Annotated in this window: 16 protein-coding genes and 2 pseudogenes; 6 read left to right on the forward strand and 12 right to left on the reverse strand. The window is 68.6% G+C overall.

Features of this window, described 5'->3' with window-relative positions:
- The first annotated feature begins 103 nt into the window (after nt 1-103).
- The 4 genes and pseudogenes from F1D05_RS03325 (at nt 104) to F1D05_RS03340 (ending at nt 2,727) form a co-directional block, all read left to right on the forward strand.
- Nucleotides 104-1,307: pseudogene (locus F1D05_RS03325) on the forward strand (phosphoglycerate kinase).
- A gap of 7 nt (nt 1,308-1,314) precedes the next feature.
- On the forward strand, nt 1,315-2,121 hold the full coding sequence (gene tpiA / locus F1D05_RS03330; protein WP_185445948.1) for a triose-phosphate isomerase: 807 nt from the start codon (nt 1,315-1,317) through the stop codon (nt 2,119-2,121).
- A complete protein-coding gene (gene secG / locus F1D05_RS03335) occupies nt 2,118-2,351 on the forward strand; it encodes a preprotein translocase subunit SecG (protein ID WP_077013974.1) in 234 nt (77 codons plus the stop codon). Before tpiA ends, secG begins: the two co-directional genes overlap by 4 nt.
- A 16-nt stretch (nt 2,352-2,367) precedes the next feature.
- Nucleotides 2,368-2,727, forward strand: a complete 360-nt coding sequence (locus F1D05_RS03340) for an RNA polymerase-binding protein RbpA (protein ID WP_133983682.1) — start codon at nt 2,368-2,370, stop codon at nt 2,725-2,727.
- A 90-nt stretch (nt 2,728-2,817) separates the two neighbouring features.
- Here the strand turns inward: F1D05_RS03340 and F1D05_RS03345 are convergent, their stop codons facing one another.
- The 8 genes and pseudogenes from F1D05_RS03345 to tkt all read right to left on the reverse strand — a co-directional run bounded on the left by F1D05_RS03345 (nt 2,818) and on the right by tkt (nt 13,213).
- Nucleotides 2,818-3,624, reverse strand: coding sequence for an isocitrate lyase/PEP mutase family protein (locus F1D05_RS03345; RefSeq protein ID WP_185445949.1), 807 nt, complete (start codon nt 3,622-3,624; stop codon nt 2,818-2,820).
- A gap of 48 nt (nt 3,625-3,672) precedes the next feature.
- On the reverse strand, nt 3,673-4,575 hold the full coding sequence (locus tag F1D05_RS03350; RefSeq protein ID WP_185445950.1) for a hypothetical protein: 903 nt from the start codon (nt 4,573-4,575) through the stop codon (nt 3,673-3,675).
- A gap of 82 nt (nt 4,576-4,657) precedes the next feature.
- Nucleotides 4,658-5,233: a 6-phosphogluconolactonase gene (gene pgl / locus F1D05_RS03355; protein WP_281388902.1), complete on the reverse strand. Its 576-nt coding sequence runs from the start codon at nt 5,231-5,233 to the stop codon at nt 4,658-4,660.
- A gap of 156 nt (nt 5,234-5,389) precedes the next feature.
- Nucleotides 5,390-6,598, reverse strand: coding sequence for a glucose-6-phosphate dehydrogenase assembly protein OpcA (locus tag F1D05_RS03360; RefSeq protein ID WP_185445951.1), 1,209 nt, complete (start codon nt 6,596-6,598; stop codon nt 5,390-5,392).
- Nucleotides 6,595-8,145 (reverse strand): glucose-6-phosphate dehydrogenase, encoded by a 1,551-nt coding sequence (zwf, locus tag F1D05_RS03365; protein ID WP_185445952.1) that lies wholly within the window; start codon nt 8,143-8,145, stop codon nt 6,595-6,597. Before zwf ends, F1D05_RS03360 begins: the two co-directional genes overlap by 4 nt.
- A gap of 115 nt (nt 8,146-8,260) precedes the next feature.
- Complete coding sequence (locus F1D05_RS03370; protein ID WP_185445953.1) at nt 8,261-9,874, reverse strand: glucose-6-phosphate isomerase; 1,614 nt, start codon at nt 9,872-9,874, stop codon at nt 8,261-8,263.
- The gene (gene tal, locus F1D05_RS38635; protein WP_206686293.1) at nt 9,871-10,992 is read right to left on the reverse strand and encodes a transaldolase; all 1,122 of its coding nucleotides are present in this window, start codon (nt 10,990-10,992) and stop codon (nt 9,871-9,873) included. The genes F1D05_RS03370 and tal overlap by 4 nt, the downstream gene beginning before the upstream one ends.
- 35 nt (nt 10,993-11,027) lie before the next feature.
- Nucleotides 11,028-13,213: pseudogene (gene tkt, locus F1D05_RS38640) on the reverse strand (transketolase).
- A 317-nt stretch (nt 13,214-13,530) separates the two neighbouring features.
- On the opposite strand from tkt, the gene F1D05_RS03380 reads away from it, so the two are divergent.
- Both F1D05_RS03380 and F1D05_RS03385 read left to right on the forward strand, forming a co-directional pair.
- Entirely contained in the window at nt 13,531-14,520 is a 990-nt protein-coding gene (locus tag F1D05_RS03380) for a heme o synthase (RefSeq protein WP_428994994.1), read from the forward strand.
- Between the two features lie 299 nt (nt 14,521-14,819).
- Nucleotides 14,820-15,908 carry a ScyD/ScyE family protein gene (locus F1D05_RS03385; RefSeq protein ID WP_185445954.1) on the forward strand — a complete coding sequence of 363 codons (1,089 nt, stop codon included), beginning with the start codon at nt 14,820-14,822 and terminating at the stop codon, nt 15,906-15,908.
- 556 nt (nt 15,909-16,464) lie between these two features.
- On the opposite strand, the gene F1D05_RS03390 is transcribed toward F1D05_RS03385, so the two are convergent.
- The 4 genes from F1D05_RS03390 to F1D05_RS03405 form a co-directional block, all read right to left on the reverse strand.
- On the reverse strand, nt 16,465-17,046 hold the full coding sequence (locus F1D05_RS03390; protein ID WP_185445955.1) for a dihydrofolate reductase family protein: 582 nt from the start codon (nt 17,044-17,046) through the stop codon (nt 16,465-16,467).
- A gap of 66 nt (nt 17,047-17,112) precedes the next feature.
- The gene (locus tag F1D05_RS03395; protein WP_246486391.1) at nt 17,113-17,952 is read right to left on the reverse strand and encodes an AraC family transcriptional regulator; all 840 of its coding nucleotides are present in this window, start codon (nt 17,950-17,952) and stop codon (nt 17,113-17,115) included.
- Between the two features lie 144 nt (nt 17,953-18,096).
- The gene (locus tag F1D05_RS03400; RefSeq protein WP_246486392.1) at nt 18,097-18,417 is read right to left on the reverse strand and encodes a hypothetical protein; all 321 of its coding nucleotides are present in this window, start codon (nt 18,415-18,417) and stop codon (nt 18,097-18,099) included.
- Between the two features lie 7 nt (nt 18,418-18,424).
- On the reverse strand, nt 18,425-19,351 hold the full coding sequence (locus F1D05_RS03405; RefSeq protein WP_185445956.1) for a COX15/CtaA family protein: 927 nt from the start codon (nt 19,349-19,351) through the stop codon (nt 18,425-18,427).
- Nucleotides 19,352-19,360: the final 9 nt, after the last annotated feature.

The raw sequence follows: 19,360 nt of genomic DNA on the forward strand, positions 1-19,360 counted from the left end.
CACCCCTGACGTCGCGTCCGGAAAATCTCGGCCTGGTGAGCGAGGTTCTCCGGACGCTGGCGATTTCAGCCGAAGGGCAACCTGAACTGTGGAGACCATCACTGTGAAGACGATCGATGGCCTCGGTGACGTCGCGGGCCTGCGGGTGCTGGTGCGCTCCGACCTGAACGTCCCGATTGACGGCGACAAGATCGGCGACGACGGCCGGATCCGCGCCAGCGTCCCGACCCTGGTCAAGCTGGCCAAGGGCCGGCGCCAAGGTGATCGTGACCGCCCACCTCGGCCGGCCCAAGGGCAAGCCGAATCCGGAGTTCACACTGGCCCCGGTGGCCAAGCGGCTCGGTGAGCTGCTGGAGTCCGACGGCATCAAGGTGCACTTCGCCACCGACGTGACCGGCGACAGCGCGCAGGAAGCCGTCCAGGAGCTGGACGAGGGCGAGGTCCTGCTGCTCGAGAACGTCCGGTACGACGCCCGCGAGGAGAGCAAGGACGAGGCCGAGCGTGGCGCGCTGGCCGAGGAGCTGGCCGGCCTGGCCGACCTGTTCGTCAGCGACGGCTTCGGTGTCGTGCACCGCAAGCAGGCCAGCGTGTACGACGTGGCCCGCAAGCTCCCGCACGCGGCCGGCGGCCTGGTGCTCGCCGAGGTCGAGGTGCTGAAGAAGCTCACCGAGGAGCCGGCCCGCCCGTACGTCGTAGTACTGGGTGGCGCGAAGGTCTCGGACAAGCTCGCCGTGATCGACAACCTGATCGCCAAGGCGGACAAGCTGCTGATCGGTGGCGGCATGGTCTTCACCTTCCTGAAGGCCCAGGGCTACGAGGTCGGCAAGAGCCTGCTCGAGGAAGACCAGCTGGATGCGGTCAGGGGCTACCTGGAGAGTGCCAAGGCCAAGGGCGTCGAGATCGTGCTGCCGACCGACATCGTGGTCGCGCCCGAGTTCAAGGCGGACTCGCCTGCCACCGTCGTCGCCGCGGACTCGATCCCGGCCGACCAGCTCGGCCTGGACATCGGTCCGGACTCGGGCAAGGCCTTCGCCGCCGAGATCGCCGCGGCCAAGACGGTGTTCTGGAACGGCCCGATGGGTGTCTTCGAGATGGAGGCGTTCGCCGGTGGAACCAAGGCCGTCGCGCAGGCGTTGACCGAGGTGGACGGGCTCAGTGTCGTGGGTGGTGGCGATTCGGCTGCCGCAGTACGGCAACTGGGCTTCGCTGACGATCAGTTCGGGCACATCTCCACCGGTGGTGGCGCGTCGCTCGAATACCTGGAGGGCAAAGAGCTCCCGGGTCTTGCTGTGCTGGAAGAGGACTGACACCAAAATGGCTGATAACGCTGCCCGTACGCCCTTGATGGCGGGCAACTGGAAGATGAACGTCAACCACGTCGAGGCCGTGCACCTGCTGCAGAAGCTGAGCTGGACGCTGCAGGACAAGAAGCACGACTTCGAGCGGGTCGAGGTCGCGGTGCTGCCACCGTTCACCGACATCCGCAGCGTGCAGACGCTCGTCGACGGCGACCGGATGAAGATCGTGTACGGCGCGCAGGACATCTCCGTGCACGACGACGGCGCGTACACCGGCGAGATCTCGGCGGCGATGCTGACGAAGCTGGGCTGCAGCTATGTGCTGGCCGGCCACTCCGAGCGCCGTCAGTACCACGGTGAGGACGACGCGGTAGTCAACGCCAAGGCCACCAAGGCGCTGGCAGCCGGGATCACCCCGATCGTCTGCGTCGGCGAGGGCCTCGAGGTCCGCAAGGCAGACGGCCACGTCGAGCACTGCCTGGCGCAGATCGACGGCGCGCTGGCCGGCCTGAAGCCGGACGACATCCGCAAGGTCGTCATCGCCTACGAGCCGGTCTGGGCGATCGGCACCGGCGAGGTGGCGACTCCGGAGGACGCGCAGGAGGTCTGCGCGGCGATCCGGGGCAGGCTGGAGGAGATTTCACCGGCAGTGGCCGACTCGGTACGGATTCTTTACGGCGGATCGGTGAAGATGGCCAGCGCAGGTGGCATCATGGCCCAGCCGGATGTCGACGGCTGCCTGGTGGGCGGAGCAAGCCTTAAGGTGGACGAGTTCGCCGGTATCTGCCGTTACCTGGATCTTCAGTTAGGCTACTCCTCGTGATTCTCGCTTTTCAGATCGTTGTCGTCATCTGCAGCCTGATCCTGACGCTGCTCGTGCTGCTGCACAAAGGTCGCGGTGGTGGCCTTTCCGACCTGTTCGGTGGAGGGGTCTCGTCCAGCCTGGGCGGGTCCTCGGTCGCCGAGCGGAACCTCGACCGGATCACGATCGGCGTCGGCCTGATCTGGTTCGCGGCCATCGTCGCGCTCGGCCTGCTGTACAAGCTCGGCTGAGAGGGGAGTAGCTCCCATGCCTGGTGGAGGCAGTGCGATTCGAGGTAGCCGGGTCGGTGCCGGACCGATGGGTGAGGCCGAGCGCGGGGACACCGCGCCGCGGCAGCGCGTCGTGTTCTTCTGTGCCAACGGACACGAGACCGCGACCGTCTTCGCGGTCGAGGCAGCGGTCCCGGAGGCCTGGGACTGTCCGAGGTGCGGTCTGCCGACCAGCACCGACGTCAACAACCCGCCGCCGCCCACCAAGATCGAGCCGTACAAGACGCACCTCGCCTACGTGAAGGAGCGTCGCAGCGAGTCCGAAGCAGCCGAGATCCTCGAAGAGGCCCTCGAAAAGCTCCGCGCCCGCCGAGCCCGCGGCGAAGTCATCTTCTGAGCACCGCCAAAGCCCGGGCAGTCCTGCGAGGGACCGCCCGGGCTTTGTCGTGCCTTCAGCCCGTACTGCGGGTCGCGGGCGGGCGCGCGCTTATGGGTAGCGGGCGAACAGCTCGTTCAGCTCGCGCTGGGGGATCTGGTCGGCTGAGAATCCCAGCGTCCCTTGAGTCAGTAGCTCCTTCGCGCTGCGGCGGACGAAGCCGAGGGCGGCGCGGGCGATCGAGCCGCCCAGACTGATCCGGATGACGCCGGCACCCAGCACCTCGCCCGCCGTGAGGGTGGAGGTGCCGAGACCGAGGACGACATTGAGCGGGCCGTCGATCTCCTTCACCAGGGTGGCGATCGTCTCCAAGTCGTTCACGCCCGGCACGTAGAGGCAGTCCGCGCCGGCTTCGCGGTAGCGATTGGCCCGCTCGATGGAGTCCGCGAGTGAGGTCGGTGCGCTGAGAAGCTGGCCATCCGTCCGCGCGGTCAGCACGAAATCCGGGCCGGCCGCCTCCCGTGCGGCAATGATCCGCTCGACCGACAGCTCCTCGTCGTACAGGGTGTGGCCGTCGTAGTCCTCGATGTTGCCGCCCGCGAGTCCCGCAGCACGGGCGAGGATGATCGTCTCGGCGACCTGCTCCGGGCGCGCGCCGTACCCGTCTTCAAGGTCGCCGTTCACCGGGAGGACGGTCGCCGCGGTGATCTGCTGGACCCGCTCGAACATCTGCTCCCGGGAGACCGCGGGCGCGCCGTCCGGCAACGTGTGATCGCCCTTGCCGAGGGAGAAGGCGATCCCCGCGCTGGTGGTCGCGAGGGCCGTGAAGCCCGCCTCCGCGAGTATCACCGCGCTGCCCGCATCCCAGGCGTTCGGCATCACGAACCCGGCGGTGTGCAGCTCACGAAACGTCGTCATGTCCGCCATCTTGTCAGCAGGACCGTTCGGCCGCCGCCGAACGATGGATCAGAACGCCTTGACCATCCTGGCCACCGCAGCCTGTGCCTTGGGTCCGTTGATCAGGTCGCGGTCGCCCTCGGTGCCGGGGGTGTTCCAGTAGAGGTAGAAGGTCGGCAGAGTGAACGTCGAGCTCGCCTTCAGCCCCTTGAGCAGAGAGGTCTCCCGGTCGATGTCCTTGGCCCGCTGCTGGTCGCTCTTGGTCCCCTTGAAGCCGCGCTCGGTCAGACCCCACTTGGTGTCCGCGCCGGGAGTCTTGCGGATCAGTTCGTCGTACCACCGCTCGTGGGACTTGTGCTCGGGCAGGATCGCGGTCGACGGCTGCGTGCCGCCGCTGTAGGTGTCCACGCCGTAGAAGTCGGCGGCCACCCGCCACGGCGCCGGGTTCTTGGTCGAGGCACGGGAGCTGCCCCATTGGTAGGCCATCGCGCAGTACCCGACCTTCACCTTCGGGTTGGCCGCCTTCATCACGTCCCGGACCCGCTTGAATGCCTTGGCGAAAGCCGGGCCGGACATGTTGTCCTCCGGCTCGTGATACCAGATGAAATAAGTTTCAGGTTTGTCCGCGAGCCATTTCGCCAGGTCGCGGAACCGTGCGTCGTAAGTGCCGTTCCCGGTCTTGATCGGGTCGGTCTTGATGCTCACGAAGGGGATCAGGCCTGCCGCCCAGGACTTCTTGGCGACCGCGTCGTACTTCGTCCGGAGGTCGGTCCGCGGGCTCTGCACGCCGTCGACGAACTCCCTGGTGGCCTCCACGCCGGGATAGCGCTGCTTGAGCTCTCCCGGTGAGACACCATCGTGGACACCCATCAGAATCGGTGTCGCCGCCTGCACCGGACTCGCCCCGACGGTCACTCCGACCGCCGCGGCGAGCCCCAGCCCGGTCACGCTCGCGATGATTTTCTTCAGCATTCACCGCATGTTAGCGGGCAATATCTTTCAATGCACGATGCAAGTTAGTAATGAATATTCTTGCAAGAAACAAATTCTTCGTTCAACTTTTTCCGGCGGCCGGCAGACCCTTCGCGGCGGCGTCGTCGATCAGCCAAAGCGTCCGGTCGAGACCCTTGGGCGTTGAAGCCGGGAGGTCGGCGGCAGCCGAGACGGCCTGAGCCACCGCGTCCGCCTTGTCCTCGCCGGAGACCACGAACCACACCTCGCGCGACCGGCCGAGTGTCGGGAACGTCAGCGATACCCGGGTCGGCGGCGGCTTGGGGGAGTCGTGGACCGCGACTGCCCACCGATCCTGCTCCGCGAGCTCGGGATACCCCGGGAACAGGGACGCGACGTGCCCGTCCGGCCCCACACCCAGCATCAGCACGTCGAACGTCCGGACTCCGCTGGCCGCAATCTCGGCTGCGTAGGCGTCAGCCGCCGCCTCAGCCCCTTGCCCGCTGTCAGCAGCCATCGGGTGAACCCGGGCCGGATCGACGTCGACGTGGGACAGGAGTGCGTCCCACGCCTGGGTCTCGTTGCGCTCCGGGTCGCCCTGCGGCAGGAAGCGCTCGTCGCCCCACCAGAACTCGACCCGGCGCCAGTCGATCGCGTTCCGGGCCGGGGACTCGGCCACGGGCCCGGTAGACCACGGCCGCGACGCGACCGCCGGTGAGGACCACCTGCGCGATCCCACCGCCGGCCTGTACGTCGATCAGCCGGGTGATCAGCCTGGCCGCGACGGCGTGGGCCAGGCCCTCGGCGTCGCGGTTGCGGAGGACCTCAGGCGAAATCATGACCGCCCAGCCACCTTCTTCGCCGTGGTCTTGCGCGCCGGCGCCTTCTTGGTCGCGACCGACTTGCGCGCCGACTTCGCCGCCGCGCTCGCCTTCTTCGCCACTGTCTTCTTAGCGGCGGGCTTCTTGGCGGCGGCCTTCTTCGTAGCAGCCGCCTTCCGGCCACGCCCGGATGCCTTCGCCTCGAGCGAAGGCGAGGCCGCCTTGCCCGTCACGTTCGACGTACGGGCCGCAGCCTTCTCCGCTGCCGTCTGGGTGGAGCGACGATCGACGTCGCTGACGACCTTCGCCGAGGCGGGCATCTTCTCCCGCTTGACCATGCACGCCAGCGTCTGGGCGTACACGTCGTCGGGGTCGAGCCGCCTGAGCTCCTCGCTCAGCAACTCGGAGGTGTTCCGCCGCTTCAGCGCGACCGGCCGGTCCGGCTGGCCAGGAATGCTGAACGTCGCCACCGAGCCGTCCGGCCGGGTCAACGAGATCGGGCCGGCCGGAGTGAACATCCGTACCGCGGTGATGCCGGGCCCGCGCGAGTTGCGCTGCTCCACCGGGACGCCGAGCCGGCAGTGCAACCAGGCGGCCATCAGATCGGCACTTGCGTTGCCCTTGGCCGACACCACCTCGGCACCGGTCACCTTCGTCGGGAACTGGTCCAGCGCGGCCGCCATCAAGGCTCGCCACGGCGTCAACCGGCTCCACGCGAAGTCCGTGTCGCCCGGCGCGTAGCCCTCGGCCCGGACGTTGAAGTCGACCGAGCCCCGCCGGGTCGCGGCCGCGTCCGTGACCCGGCGACGGCCCAATGAGCCGAGGGGGTCCTCGTTCGGCACCTTCGGCCCGCCACCCGGCCACCAGACGATGACGGGGGAGTCGGGCAGCAGCAGCGGTGTGATGACGGACTCGGGCACCTTGGCGAGCTCGCCGTGCAGCCGCAGCAGCACCGCCTCGCCGGGAATGCCTTCGCCGACCCGTACTTCGGCGTCCAGGCCACCCGTACCCCGGCCGGGCCGGAGGATCGCCACGAGCACCCGCGACGGGTGTTCGCGGCCGGCCTCGTTCGCCGCCTTCATCGCGTCGTGGTGCGACGCTTCGTCGACGACCACGACGATGGTGCCGACCATGCCCATCGCGGGCGAGCCGGCGTTGCGGCGGGCCTTCAGCAACGCCGACGCGATCCCGCTCGACGTCGTGTCGGTGAGGTCGATGATCATGGCCGCCTCCAGGCGCGTCCGTCGCGGGCGAGCATCTCGTGGGCGGAGTCAGGTCCCCAGGCACCGGAGGCGTACTGCTCCGGCTTGCCGTGCTCGGCCCAGTAGTTGATCACCGGGTCGAGGATCTTCCAGCCGAGCTCCACCTCGGTGTGCTGCGGGAACAGCGGCGGGTCGCCGAGCAGGACGTCGAGGATGAGCCGCTCGTAGGCCTCGGGGGAGGACTCGGTGAAGGACCCGCCGTAGGCGAAGTCCATGTTCACGTCGCGGATCTCCATCATCGTGCCGGGCACCTTCGCCCCGAACCGCATCGTGATGCCCTCGTCCGGCTGGATCCGCATCACCAGGGCGTTCTGGCCGAGTTCCTCGGTCTCCGTCTTGGTGAACGGCAGGTGCGGCGCGCGCTTGAACATCACGGCCACCTCGGTGACGCGCCGGCCGAGTCGCTTGCCGGTCCGCAGGTAGAACGGAACGCCTGCCCAGCGGCGGGTGTCCACGTCCACGCGCAGCGCGGCGAAGGTCTCGGTCGCAGACGAAGCCGGGATGCCGTCTTCCTGCAGGTAGCCCTTCACCTTCGTGCCACCGGCCCAGCCCGCGGCGTACTGACCGCGAGCCGTGTGCAGGTCAAGGCGCTCCGGCAGCTTGACGGCCGCCAGCACCTTCTTCTTCTCCTGGCGCAGCGACCAGGCGTCGAAGCTGACCGGCTCTTCCATCGCGATCAACGCGAGCAGCTGGAGCAGGTGGTTCTGGATCACGTCGCGGGCAGCGCCGATGCCGTCGTAGTACCCGGCCCGGCCGCCGATGCCGATGTCCTCGGCCATCGTGATCTGCACGTGGTCGACGTAGTGGCTGTTCCAGACCGGCTCGAACATGGCGTTGGCGAACCGCAGCGCCAGCATGTTCTGGACGGTCTCCTTGCCCAGGTAGTGGTCGATCCGGAAGACCGCCTCGGGCGGGAAGACCGACTCGACCACCTGGTTCAGCTCACGAGCGCTCTTCAGGTCGTGCCCGAACGGCTTCTCGATCACCACCCGGCGCCACGAGCCCGGGTTCTCCTTGGTCAGGCCGTGCTCGTTCAGCTGCTGCACGACCTGCGGGAAGAGTCCCGGCGGGATGGACAGGTAGAACGCGTGGTTGCCGCCCGTACCGCGGTTGACGTCGAGCTCGTCCACCGTCTCGCGCAGCCGCTCGAAGGCGGCGTCGTCGGTCAGGTCGCCAGGGACGAACCGGAAGCCCTCGGCCAGTTGCTGCCAGACCTCCTCGCGGAACGGGGTCCGGGCGTGCTCCTTGACGGAGTCGTGCACGATCTGCGCGAAGTCCTGGTTGCTGAAGTCACGCCGGGCGAAGCCGACCAACGCGAAACCGGGCGGCAACAGGCCCCGGTTCGCCAGGTCGTACACCGCCGGCATCAGCTTCTTGCGGGCCAGGTCGCCGGTGACGCCGAAGATCACCAGGCTGCACGGCCCGGCGATCCGGGGGAGCCGCCGGTCCTGGGGATCCCGCAGCGGGTTCACCGGACCGGTGGTCTCCTCGTCGAACTCGATGGTCATCGGGCCTCCCGGTCCGGACTGAGGAGTGGAAGGAGCGAAGCGACTGGAGGGACGAGGGAAGACCGGGAGCCAAGGCCCGATGACCCGCCGCGCCGGAGGCGCGGCCTCAGTACAGTCATGCGCCGCCGTCCTCCGATTTGTCAGGTGCGTCGAGTAGGGAGATCAGCTGCTCCACACCGGCGGCGGGATCGGTGAGGTGCAGCCGCAGTACGGGCCGGCCCCGGTCGGCCAGGACGCCGGCGTCGCCCGCGGCCTGCGCCGTGATCAGCGTGCCGAACGAGAACGGGCGGTCCGGGATCTCGACGTCGGCCGATTCCGACGACGTGATCTGCAGGAACACGCCCTGTTGGTGGCCACCCTTGTGGTACTGACCGGTGGAGTGCAGGAACCGCGGTCCCCAGCCGAAGGTGACCGGGCGTCCGGTGCGCTTGCTCAGCGCCGGCCGGATGGCCATCAGGTTCTCGTCGCGCTCCGAGTCCAGATACGCCATGACAGCGAGGTACCCGTCTTCGCCGAGGTTACCAAGGAGCGAATCGAGTGCACCCTGCACCGAGTCGACGCCGTCCAGCAGACCGTCGGTCCCACGGACCTCCACAGCACCGTCGGTGAAGGCAGCAGCCTCCGCCTCGGGCTGGGCGTCCAGCAGACCACGAGCCGCCTTCTTGGCGCTCTCCACGTCCGGCTGGTCGAACGGGTTGATCCCGAGCAGGTAACCGGCCACAGCGGTGGCGGTCTCCCACAACAGCATCTGCCCGCCGAGCGAACCCGACGTCAGTGCGGTCGGTACGTCGCTGGTCGCTTTGTCGGCCAGCAGCGCGTTGACGATGTCGGCCGCGTTGCTGTGCAGCTCAGGTGCGTGCAGACCCTTCACCGCGACCGGCAGCACACCGGTGCCGTTCTTTCCGGTGCTCTCGGCAATCAACTGCTCCGCCCAGTCCGGGAACCCGACGATGTCGGAGCCGTCGGCGGTGATGATCGCCTTGTCCCGGTCGCCGCTTGCGGCCAGTACTGCGCCCAGCAGGAGCGCCGGGTTGTCCGCGGAGTCGTCCTGCAGCGCCGGAGCCGCCTCAGCGGCCTGGTCCAGCAGTTCGGCCACATCGGCGCCGGCCAGACCAGAAGGCACCAGACCGAAGGCGGTGAGCGCGCTGTAGCGCCCACCGACGTTCGGGTCGGCCAGGAAGGTCTTGCGGTAGCCCTCGTCGGCCGAGAGCTTCTCGAACGGCGAGCCCGGGTCGGTGACGACGACGACCCGCGAGGAGGCGTCGATCCCGGCGTCGGTGAACGCCTTCACGAACACGCGACGCTGGCTATCGGTCTCGACCGTGCCGCCCGACTTGCTCGAGACGACGATCACCGTGCGCTGCAGGTCGCCGGCCAGCGCCCGGGCGATCACGCTCGGGTTGGTCGAGTCCAGCACGACGAGGTCGACGCCCGCCGTACGGGTGATGACCTCGGGGGCCAGTGACGAGCCGCCCATGCCCGCGAGCACGATCCTGTCCAGGCCCTCGGCACGCAGCTCGGCCAGCAGCGCCTCGATCTCGGCCAGCAGCGGCCGCGAGGTGTCGTGCAGGTCGACCCAGTTCAGCCGGATCGCCGACTCGGACTCGGCCTCCGGACCCCAGATGGTGGCGTCCTTGGCCGCGATCCGGGAGGCGATCTTCTCGGCGACCAGGCGGTCGACAGTCGCCGCCCAGTCGCCGTTCTGTGCCGCTACTGAGGGAGTGCTCACTTCGTGGCCGCCTTGAGGGCTGCCGTGACGGTGTCCTGCAGCTCGGACCAGGACGCGTCGAACTTGCTGACGCCCTCGTCCTCGAGCAGCTGCACGACCTCGTCGTAGGAGATCCCCAGCTTCTCCAGGTCGGCGATCACCTTACGGTCGCCGTCGTAGTCGCCGGTGACGGCGTCGCCGCGGACGTCGCCGTGGTCGGCGAACGCGTCCATCGTTGCCTGCGGCATCGTGTTGACGACGTTGGAGACGACCAGCTCCTCGACGTACAGGGTGTCCTTGTACGCCGGGTCCTTGACGCCCGTGGACGCCCAGAGCGGCCGCTGCGCCTTGCCGCCGGCGGTCTCGATCTCGCGCCAGCGGTCCGAGGAGAAGATCTCCTCGTACAGCTCGTAGGCGAGCCGCGCGTTGGCGATCGCGGCCTTGCCCTTCAGGGCCTTCGCTGCGTCTTCAGAGGCGGTGCCGATGAATGCGTCCAACCGCTTGTCGATCTCGGTGTCCACCCGGCTGACGAAGAACGAGGCGACGCTGGCCAGCTTGGTCACGTCGTGACCGTTGTCGAGCGCCTTCTCCAGGCCGGTCAGGAACGCGTCCGCGACGGCCTTGTACCGTTCGAGGGAGAAGATCAGCGTCACGTTCACACTGATGCCCGCGGCAAGCGTCTCGGTGATCGCCGGGATGCCTTCCTTGGTGGCCGGGATCTTGACGAAGACGTTCTCCCGGCCGACGGTCTCCCACAGCTCCTTGGCCTGGCCGACCGTCTTGGCGGTGTCCCGGGCGAAGCCGGGCTCGACCTCGATCGAGACCCGGCCGTCGACACCGTCGGTGTCGTCGTAGACCGGCTTGAACAGGTCCGCGGCGTTCCGGACGTCGTCGGTGGTGATCACCCGGATCGCCTGATCGGTCGAGACACCGTCGGCCGCGAGCCGCTCCACCTGCTCGGCGTACGCGCCGGCGTCGGAGATGGCCTTGGCGAAGATCGTCGGGTTGGTGGTCACCCCGCTGACGTGCTGGTCGTGGATCAGGGTCGCCAGGCTGCCGCTGGTCAGCCGCTGCCGGGACAGGTCGTCGAGCCAGATGGATACCCCGGCGTCGGCGAGGTCTTTCAAACGATCGGTCATGTCCGAAGCCCTCCGAAATGTTCTGTTGTGGATGTTCAGTTTTTTGCCGCGGCGTAGGTGTCGGCAGGTCCGACCGGCCCGGAGGCCGCGCGTCCCGCCGGTACCCCGCTGCCACCGAGCTCGGGCCGCCGTGGCGATGCTGTCCTTCGCGGCCTGTACGACGGCGTCGGCCGTGATCCCGAACTCCGTGTACAGCTTCTGGTAGTCGGCCGAAGCGCCGTAGTGCTCCAGGCTCACGCTGCGCCCGGCGTCGCCGATGATCTCGCGCCAGCCGAGCTTGATCCCGGCCTCGACCGAGACGCGGGCCCGGACGGCGGTCGGGATGACCGAGTCGCGGTAGGCGTCGTCCTGCTCGTCGAACCACTCGCGCGACACCATCGAGACGACGCGGGCCTTGATGCCCTCGGCGGCCAGCGTCTTGCTCGCCTCGACGGCCAGCTGCAGCTCGGAGCCGGTGCCGATGAGGATCACATCCGGCGTACCGTCCGTGTCGAGCAGCGTGTAGCCGCCCTTGTGCACGTTCTCCGTGGTCGCGTAGCCGTCCGTACCGCGGGGGTAGGTCGGCACGTTCTGCCGGGTCAGCACCAGGCCGGCCGGGCGGTCGGTGTGCTGGAGGATGGTGGCCCAGGCAGCCGCCGTCTCGTTCGCGTCGGCGGGGCGGACCACGTCGAGGCCCGGGATCGCGCGCAGCGCGGCCAGGTGCTCCACCGGCTGGTGCGTCGGTCCGTCCTCGCCGAGGCCGATCGAGTCGTGCGTCCAGACGTACGTCACGGGCAGCTTCATCAGCGCGGCCAGCCGGACCGACGGGCGCATGTAGTCGCTGAAGACGAGGAACGTGCCGCCGTACGGGCGGGTGCCGCCGTGCAGCGCGATGCCGTTCAGCACCGAGCCCATGCCGTGCTCACGGATCCCGAAGTGCAGGACCCGGCCGTACTCGTTGCCCTGGAACTCCTTGGTGGCGTGCTCCGCCGGGATGAACGACGGCTGGCCCTTCGGCGTCGTGTTGTTCGAGCCGGCCAGGTCGGCCGAGCCGCCCCACAGCTCGGGCAGCTCCGGCGCGATCTTGGTGAGCACCTCGCCGGAGGCCGCGCGGGTGGCGACACCCTTCGCGTCGGCGTCCCAGCTCGGCAGCGCGTCCAGCCAGCCCTTCGGCAGCTCGCGCTTGCTGAGCCGCTCGAACAGCTCGGACCGCTCGGGCGTCGCCGTCTTCCAGGCGTCGAACTTCTTGGTCCACTCGGCCTGCTCGGCCTGACCGCGCTCGACGGCCTTGCGGGTGTGCTCGATGACGTCGGGGGCGACGTCGAAGCTCTTCTCCGGGTCGAGGCCGAGGACCTTCTTGGTCGCGGCGACCTCGTCAGCGCCCGCGGCCGAGCCGTGGATCTTGCCGGTGTTCTGCGCGTTCGGGGCCGGCCAGCCGATGATCGTGTGCAGCCGGATGAAGGTCGGCTTGTCGGTGACCGCGTGGCCCGCCTCGATCGCGTCGTACAGGGCCTGCACGTCTTCTTCGTAGCCGGTGCCGCCGTTGGTCCAGTCGACGTCGTGGACGTCCCAGCCGTACGCCGCGTAGCGGGCGGCGACGTCCTCGGAGAACGCGATGTCGGTGTCGTCCTCGATGGAGATCTTGTTGGCGTCGTAGATCAGCGTCAGGTTGCCGAGCTTCTGGTGCCCGGCGAGCGAGGAGGCCTCCGACGAGACGCCCTCCTCCAGGTCACCGTCCGACGCGATCGCGTAGATGCGGTGGTCGAACGGGCTCTCGCCGGCAGCGGTGTCCGGGTCGAACAGGCCCGCGCTCGCGGCGGGCGGCCATCGCCATCCCGACCGCGTTGCCGACGCCCTGGCCGAGCGGGCCGGTGGTCGTCTCGACACCGGGGGTGTGGCTGTACTCCGGGTGGCCCGGCGTCGCGCTGCCCCAGGTGCGCAGCGACTTGAGGTCGTCCAGCTCCAGGCCGAAGCCGGCCAGGTACAGCTGGATGTACAGCGTGAGGCTCGAGTGCCCGGCGGACAGCACGAACCGGTCGCGACCGGCCCAGTGCGGGTCGGCGGGGTTGTGCCGCATCACCTTCTGGAACAGCAGGTAGGCGGCCGGGGCGAGGCTCATCGCCGTACCGGGGTGGCCGTTGCCGACCTTCTCCACAGCATCCAGCGCGAGCACGCGTACGGTGTCGACCGCATTCTTGTCGAGCTCGGTCCAGTCAAGCTTGGGGCTGGTCTTCTCCGTCACGCCGGCGGCGCTCCTCTCAATGGCTGCGAACAGTCCGTTTGGTCGGTGTCAGAGGGGCCGGCCGGACCCGTAGGTCCCATGCCGTGAGCGCCCCCGCGCTGCACCGTGAGCGAGCCTACTCGCCAAGTCGTCCCCGACCCTTCACACCTCGCCAACCGGACTCGCAGGTTGCTTGTTCCCGAACGTCTCGGACGTCACATCGGTACCCACGACGACACCTGTCCAAGGGCCGGTTAGGGCTCTCCTACGGCCCGTCGTAGACTGTCGAATCGTCAGCGCCGGTACCCCGGCGTCAACCCACTCAGTTCGAGGTGTTCGTGACGGCCGTCGACCCGCGTCCAGCCGCGACGACGTCGTACCCGGCGCCGCTGCCGACCGACCCAGCCCTGGAGATCGATCAGTCTCTGGTGCCGGCGGGCCCGTCGGTGCGCGACGTGATCAAGGCGTACGTCGGTCTGACCAAGCCACGCATCATCGAGCTCCTGCTGATCACGACCGTGCCGGTGATGTTCCTGGCCGCGGGTGGCGTGCCAGGGCTCGGTGTGGTCGCGGCGACCCTGCTCGGCGGCATCCTCGCCGCGGGCAGCGCCAACACGATCAACTGCGTGCTCGACCGCGACATCGACGAGCAGATGCGCCGGACCCGGCGGCGGCCGCTGCCGCGCCACGCGGTCAGCCCGCGCTCGGCGACGGTGTTCGGCATCGTGCTGGGGATCCTGGCCACCATCGAGCTCGGCCTGCTGGTCAACTGGCTGTCCTCGCTGCTGGCGCTGGCGGCGAACGCCTTCTACGTCTTCGGCTACACGATGGTGCTGAAGCGGCGGACCGTGCAGAACATCGTCTGGGGCGGGATCGCGGGCTGCTTCCCGACCCTGATCGGCTGGACCTCGGTCACGAACTCCCTTGCCTGGACCCCGTTGGTGCTGTTCGCCGTGGTGTTCTTCTGGACGCCGCCGCACACCTGGGCACTGGCCATGCGGTACCGCGAGGACTACGCCTCGGTCGACGTGCCGATGCTGCCCGTCGTCGCGACGCCCGTCCAGACGGCCCGGCAGATCCTTGCCTACAGCATCGTCATGGTGCTCACCTCGATCGCCTTGTGGCCGGTCGGTGGCACGGGCTTCGTGTACCCGCTCGCGGCCGTAGTACTGGGTGTCGTCTTCCTGCGTGAGGCGTTTGCCCTGCTGGCACGGGCGAACACCGGCGCCGACGGACCCGCGCTGCGCCCGATGCGGTTGTTCCACTTCTCCAACATCTACCTGGCGCTCCTCTTCATCGCCGCAGCCATCGACCCCCTCCTGCGCTAGACATCGGCCAACAGCCCTTTCCTTCCCTACCGCTCCCTGCGTCTCGCGTGGTCCGCTAGTTGCTAGGGGCATCGAGCGGAATCGCCCGGCAAAGTTCGGGTTGTGCCTGCGGTGGCACAGATAGTTGCCTCGGCGCTCGTTTCTTTCGGTGAACAGTTGGTGGCTGGGAGTCGTCCCGTTGACCTGGCCGGGTCCGAGTGCTGCCATTGGACAGGTCCGCGGAGTGGCTCCAGCTGGGGCGGACGGCGCGTCAGGGGGATGTAGTGGGGGTCAGAAAAGCACGTATAGCAGCGGTTTCGGTGGTGGCGTTGCTCGGTACGACGTTGTCGGTCGGGCCGGCCGAGGCGGGGGTGGGGCACAGCAGCCTTCGACCCGTGGTGACCGGGTTGGACGGGCCTCGCGGGGTCGCTGTCAGCGCTGACGGCCGGAAGGTCGTCTACAGCGTGACCGACGGGTCGGTGTACGAGGCATCCGCGACGGGGCTGAACAAACACATCCGCAAGCTCGGCCAGGTGCCGGGAGGCTTCCCGCCCGCGATCGACACCAATGTCTGGGGCGTGACGTACGCGCTCACCGGTGGTGGCGGGCCGGAAGGCGACAGCCCGCGAGGCGGTGCGACGCTCTTCAAGTTACGGCCGGGTAAGTCCGCGCAGGTGGTCGCCGACATCGCGGCGTACCAGGCTCATGATCCGGATCCGTACGATCTGGAGAACTTTCCGACGGACACGAACCCGTTCGGGGTGGCTGCGCTGCGTGACGGCACCGTGCTGGTGTCGGACGCCGCCGGGAACGACCTGCTGAGGGTCTGGCCGAACGGCCACATCAAGACGATCGCCAGGATCAAGCCGCGCCTCGTCAAGGTGCCGTCAGGTCTGCCCGCCATGGACCCGGAGGGCAACCCGTTGCCGCCGGCCGGCACCCCAGTCATGGCCGAGGGCGTCGCCACTTCGGTGACGGTCGGCACGGACGGCTACTACTACCTCGGTGAGCTGCGGGGCTTCCCGGCCACGCCTGGTACGTCGGAGATCTGGCGGATCAAGCCGGGATCGGTCGGTGCCGTTTGCGACCCGGCCCATCCGTACCGGGGCAACTGCCAGCGGTACGCCGACGGCTACACCTCGATCGTCGATCTGGGTGCTGGTCCAGGAAACAAGATCTACGTGGTCGAACTGGCCAAGGCGAGCTGGCTGCAGTTCGAGCTCAACGGCGCGACCGATGGCGCCCTGTTCGTGCAGTACCGCGGTGGTCACCAACGCGGCGGCTTCAGGCACGAGCTGGCCAAGGGCAAACTCACCCTCCCGGGCGGCGTTGGCGTCAGCAAGAGCGGAGCGGTCTACGTAGCGTCCCCGATCTTCGGCCCAGGCTCCATCGCAAGGGTCCTGCACTAGCAGGACAAACCCGGGGCGCCCGCTTTCACCAACCGGACCAGGCGCTCCGGGTGCTTCACCTGCAGGCCGTCGAAGCGTGATCCCCCCGGTGGGTTCGCCGCCGGATTACCTACGCGAGGGTTGGCCGCCTGACTGGTGGGTTCGGACAGGACGTGGGGACCGCGGACATGCTATTTCTTGTCCGCGGTCCCGAGACGGTGTCCGAGGTCCCCGTGCGCGGACGTATGCATCCAGGCGGAGCCCGACTTGGCCAAGTAGTCCGGGCGCCCCGGGTGCTGGTACTACGTGGAAGTGCGCCCCACGCAGCTCCTCCGTCGCCGCTCCCACCCACCCGGTTCCGCTGCACCTACGTCGCGGCTCGTGGTCTGGTACGGGTCCATTGGGGTTTGCGCACAAGCGAGCAGTCCCCGATGCGGTTGTGCCGTAACCGCTCGCCGTCACTCGCCGACGAGGCCGCAACGGGCCACTTTGTGCATCGGATCAGCACCTGCCGCGCGAGGCAATGCTCGGGCCGTGCACAGCCCCGTCCGCCTTCGGCGACGTCGCGCGGTTTCGGTCAACGGCACACCTGATAGCGCAGGTGAAGCACCCGGTTGCTCTGGAGCACCACGTCAGGATCCTCCAACAGGTGCTGCGCCTGGACGGACCCGAAGTAGCGCTTGCCGGACCCGAACACGACGGGTACGACGTCCATGCGCACCTCGTCGATCAGGCCCGCGGCAAGCACCTGGCCACCGACGTCGCCGGCGGCGATCTCGACCATGCGATCACCTGCAAGCTCCTGCGCCTTGGCCACGGCTGCCTCGACGCCGTCGACAAAGTGAAACGGCGCCTCGAGGTCCCAGCCCTCGGGCTCCGGCCGGTGCGTCACGACGACCACGTGGTCGATCCCGCCCGGCGGTTTCCCGTCCCAGCCGTCCGTCAGGTCGAAGACGTGGCGGCCGACCACTGTCACCCCGATCTGGTCCCAGTACGGCCGGGTGTAGTCGTAGGACGTCTGCGACACCTTCACCTCGCCGCTCTCGTCCAACGGGACGTCACCGCTGGACAACCAGTCGAACAGCGGTCCGGGCTGGTCATTCTCGTCCGCGACGAAGCCGTCCACCGACACCGAGCTGTACATGACCACCTTGCCCACGGGGCTCTCCTCTGCTTTGGGGTGCCCCCAAATTAGCGTGTCGTGAGCTGTCGCTCTTGTAAGAAATCAATCGGCCGGCAGCGGCCAGCCGTCCATCACGTGGCCGGGATGCTCGCGCAGGAACCGCCGCCGGACTTCGACGTACCGGGTCGGCGTGAGCCCGGTGAACGCCCGGAACTCGTGGCCGAAGTGGGCCTGGTCGAAGTAGCCTGCGCCACCGGCGAGGTCGCCCCAGTCGATCGGTCCGGCGGGGTTGATCGCGAACACGGTGGCGGCGAAGCGGTAGGTGCGGGCCAGCCGCTTCGGCGTGACGCCGATGAGCTCCTTGAACCGCTGTGCCAGCTGAGTGCTGCTGACACCGGCTGCCGCGCTCAGGTCGCCGATCGCCAACGCCCCGCTCGTCGCCGCGATGACGCTGCTCGTATGGCGGACCAGCCCCAGGCCGGTGGTCTCGCACAGCCGTCGCATCAGCTCCTCCTCGAGCAGCGTCAGCATCTCGTGCGGTCCGTCCGCCGTGGCCAGCCGGTCTCGCAGCTCAGCAATGGCGGGCCGGCCCCAAACCTGCTCTATTGTCACCGGCCGGTCACACAGCTCGACCGCGGGCATCGGCAGGAACGGCGCCGGTCCCCACGGCTTGAAGTGCACGCCGACGGACCGGGTCCGGAGTGGGTAGCCGAACTCCAGCACGCGGGTGGGCATGGTGACCACGCAGCCGTCGGCGTACTCGGCCGTCTCGATGTCGGTGCCGGCGCGGATGCGGAACGGCGCCCCGAGGTTGACGATGAGCAGCGCCGCGGGCATCGGCGGCAGCAACAGCCGGGCGTACGGCGGCGCACCCTCCAGGTAGTAAAGATCGTCGATCAGCCCGTCCAGCGGCGGTCGCGGCACTCTGGACACGTACTCCACGCCCACAGCATCGCCGACGCCCCGCCGGCATCGCGCGCCGGGATGGTCCAGCCGCGCTGCCGCCAGCATCGAGCCGACGCCGAGACCAGCGTCTCCAGCGCCAGGTTGATCAGGTCCGGCGGGGTCGCGCGGGCGTCGTGTTAGTTAGTAGTGGCGGCGGGCGAGGTGGACATGGATCTCGGCGTTGAGTTCCACCGTTTCGGGGAGGACCTGGAGGGTTCGGCGGAAGACCTGCTCCCGGTCGGCGGGCTGGAGCATCACGTGCGCCGAGACCGTCGACAGTTGTCCGATGTAGTCGTCGGCGCTGATCGTCAGGCGCCGTTCGATCACCGACTGCCGGACGTCGGTGAACCACTCGGACTGCTGGAGCTCCGTGCCGGGCCATCGCATCGGGCGATCCGCAGGTGTGCCGTCGGGCGACGGGACGCCGTCGTCCTCCAGGTACGGCGCACGTGCCGCGCGCACGGCCGGTTCAGGTGGCTGGGGTGCCGCGTTCGCCGTAGACGGCCGTGACCAGGGCGATCAGTACGCCGGCGAAGAACATGTGGATGAGGACGAGGACCCAGGGGAGGCCGGTGAAGTATTGGGTGAAGCCGACTCCACCCTGGAGGAGTTCCATTGCGAGTAGCCAGGCAGCGAGGTTGCGTAGTGCTCGGGAGGTCGCAGTCACGCGCGTTGCGATCACCAGGCCGATGGTCACGCCCAGGAGGCCGAAGACGACGTCGGCGTGGAGTTGGCTGATCACGGTGGGGTCGAAGCCGTTCCGGCCGGTCTGTGGGTCGCCGGAGTGCGGGCCGGCGCCGGTGACAACGGTGCCTAGGGCAACGGCCAGCCAGACCGCCACCACACAAGCGGTTGCGAGTGCGCGGACCACCGGGGGAGTGTGTGGGTAGGGACTGGTCCGGGAGCGGCGCATCATCGAGACCGTCAGCGTGATGATGATCGGTGAGACCAGGAAGTGCCCCGACACGATCCAGGGGTTCAGCCCGGTCAGCACGCTGACTCCACCGATGATCGCCTGCAGCGGGATCCCCAGCGCGGCGGCAGTCGCCAGCCGACGCAAGTCCGTACGTCGTGGCCGGTACCGCATCACCACCAGCCAGGTGAGGATCGCGATCACCCCGACCACGAACCCGAGCATCCGGTTGGTGAACTCGATCGCCCCGTGAATCCCGAGCGCCCCGTGCGGCACGTACGACTCATCCGTACAAGACGGCCAGGTCGGACACCCCAGCCCGGACCCGGTCAGCCGGACCAGCCCGCCGGTCACCACGATGGCGATGTTGGCCACCACAGACGCCCAGCCCCACCGCCGAACCACGTCCAGGCTCGGCTCAGGCACCAGCCGCCAGAATCCAGTAACAGGCTCGCCCTCGCGAGCAGCAGTCTCCGTGGTCACCGGCACACT

Origin of the sequence: Kribbella qitaiheensis (assembly GCF_014217565.1) — a bacterium.
GTDB lineage: Bacteria > Actinomycetota > Actinomycetes > Propionibacteriales > Kribbellaceae > Kribbella > Kribbella qitaiheensis_A.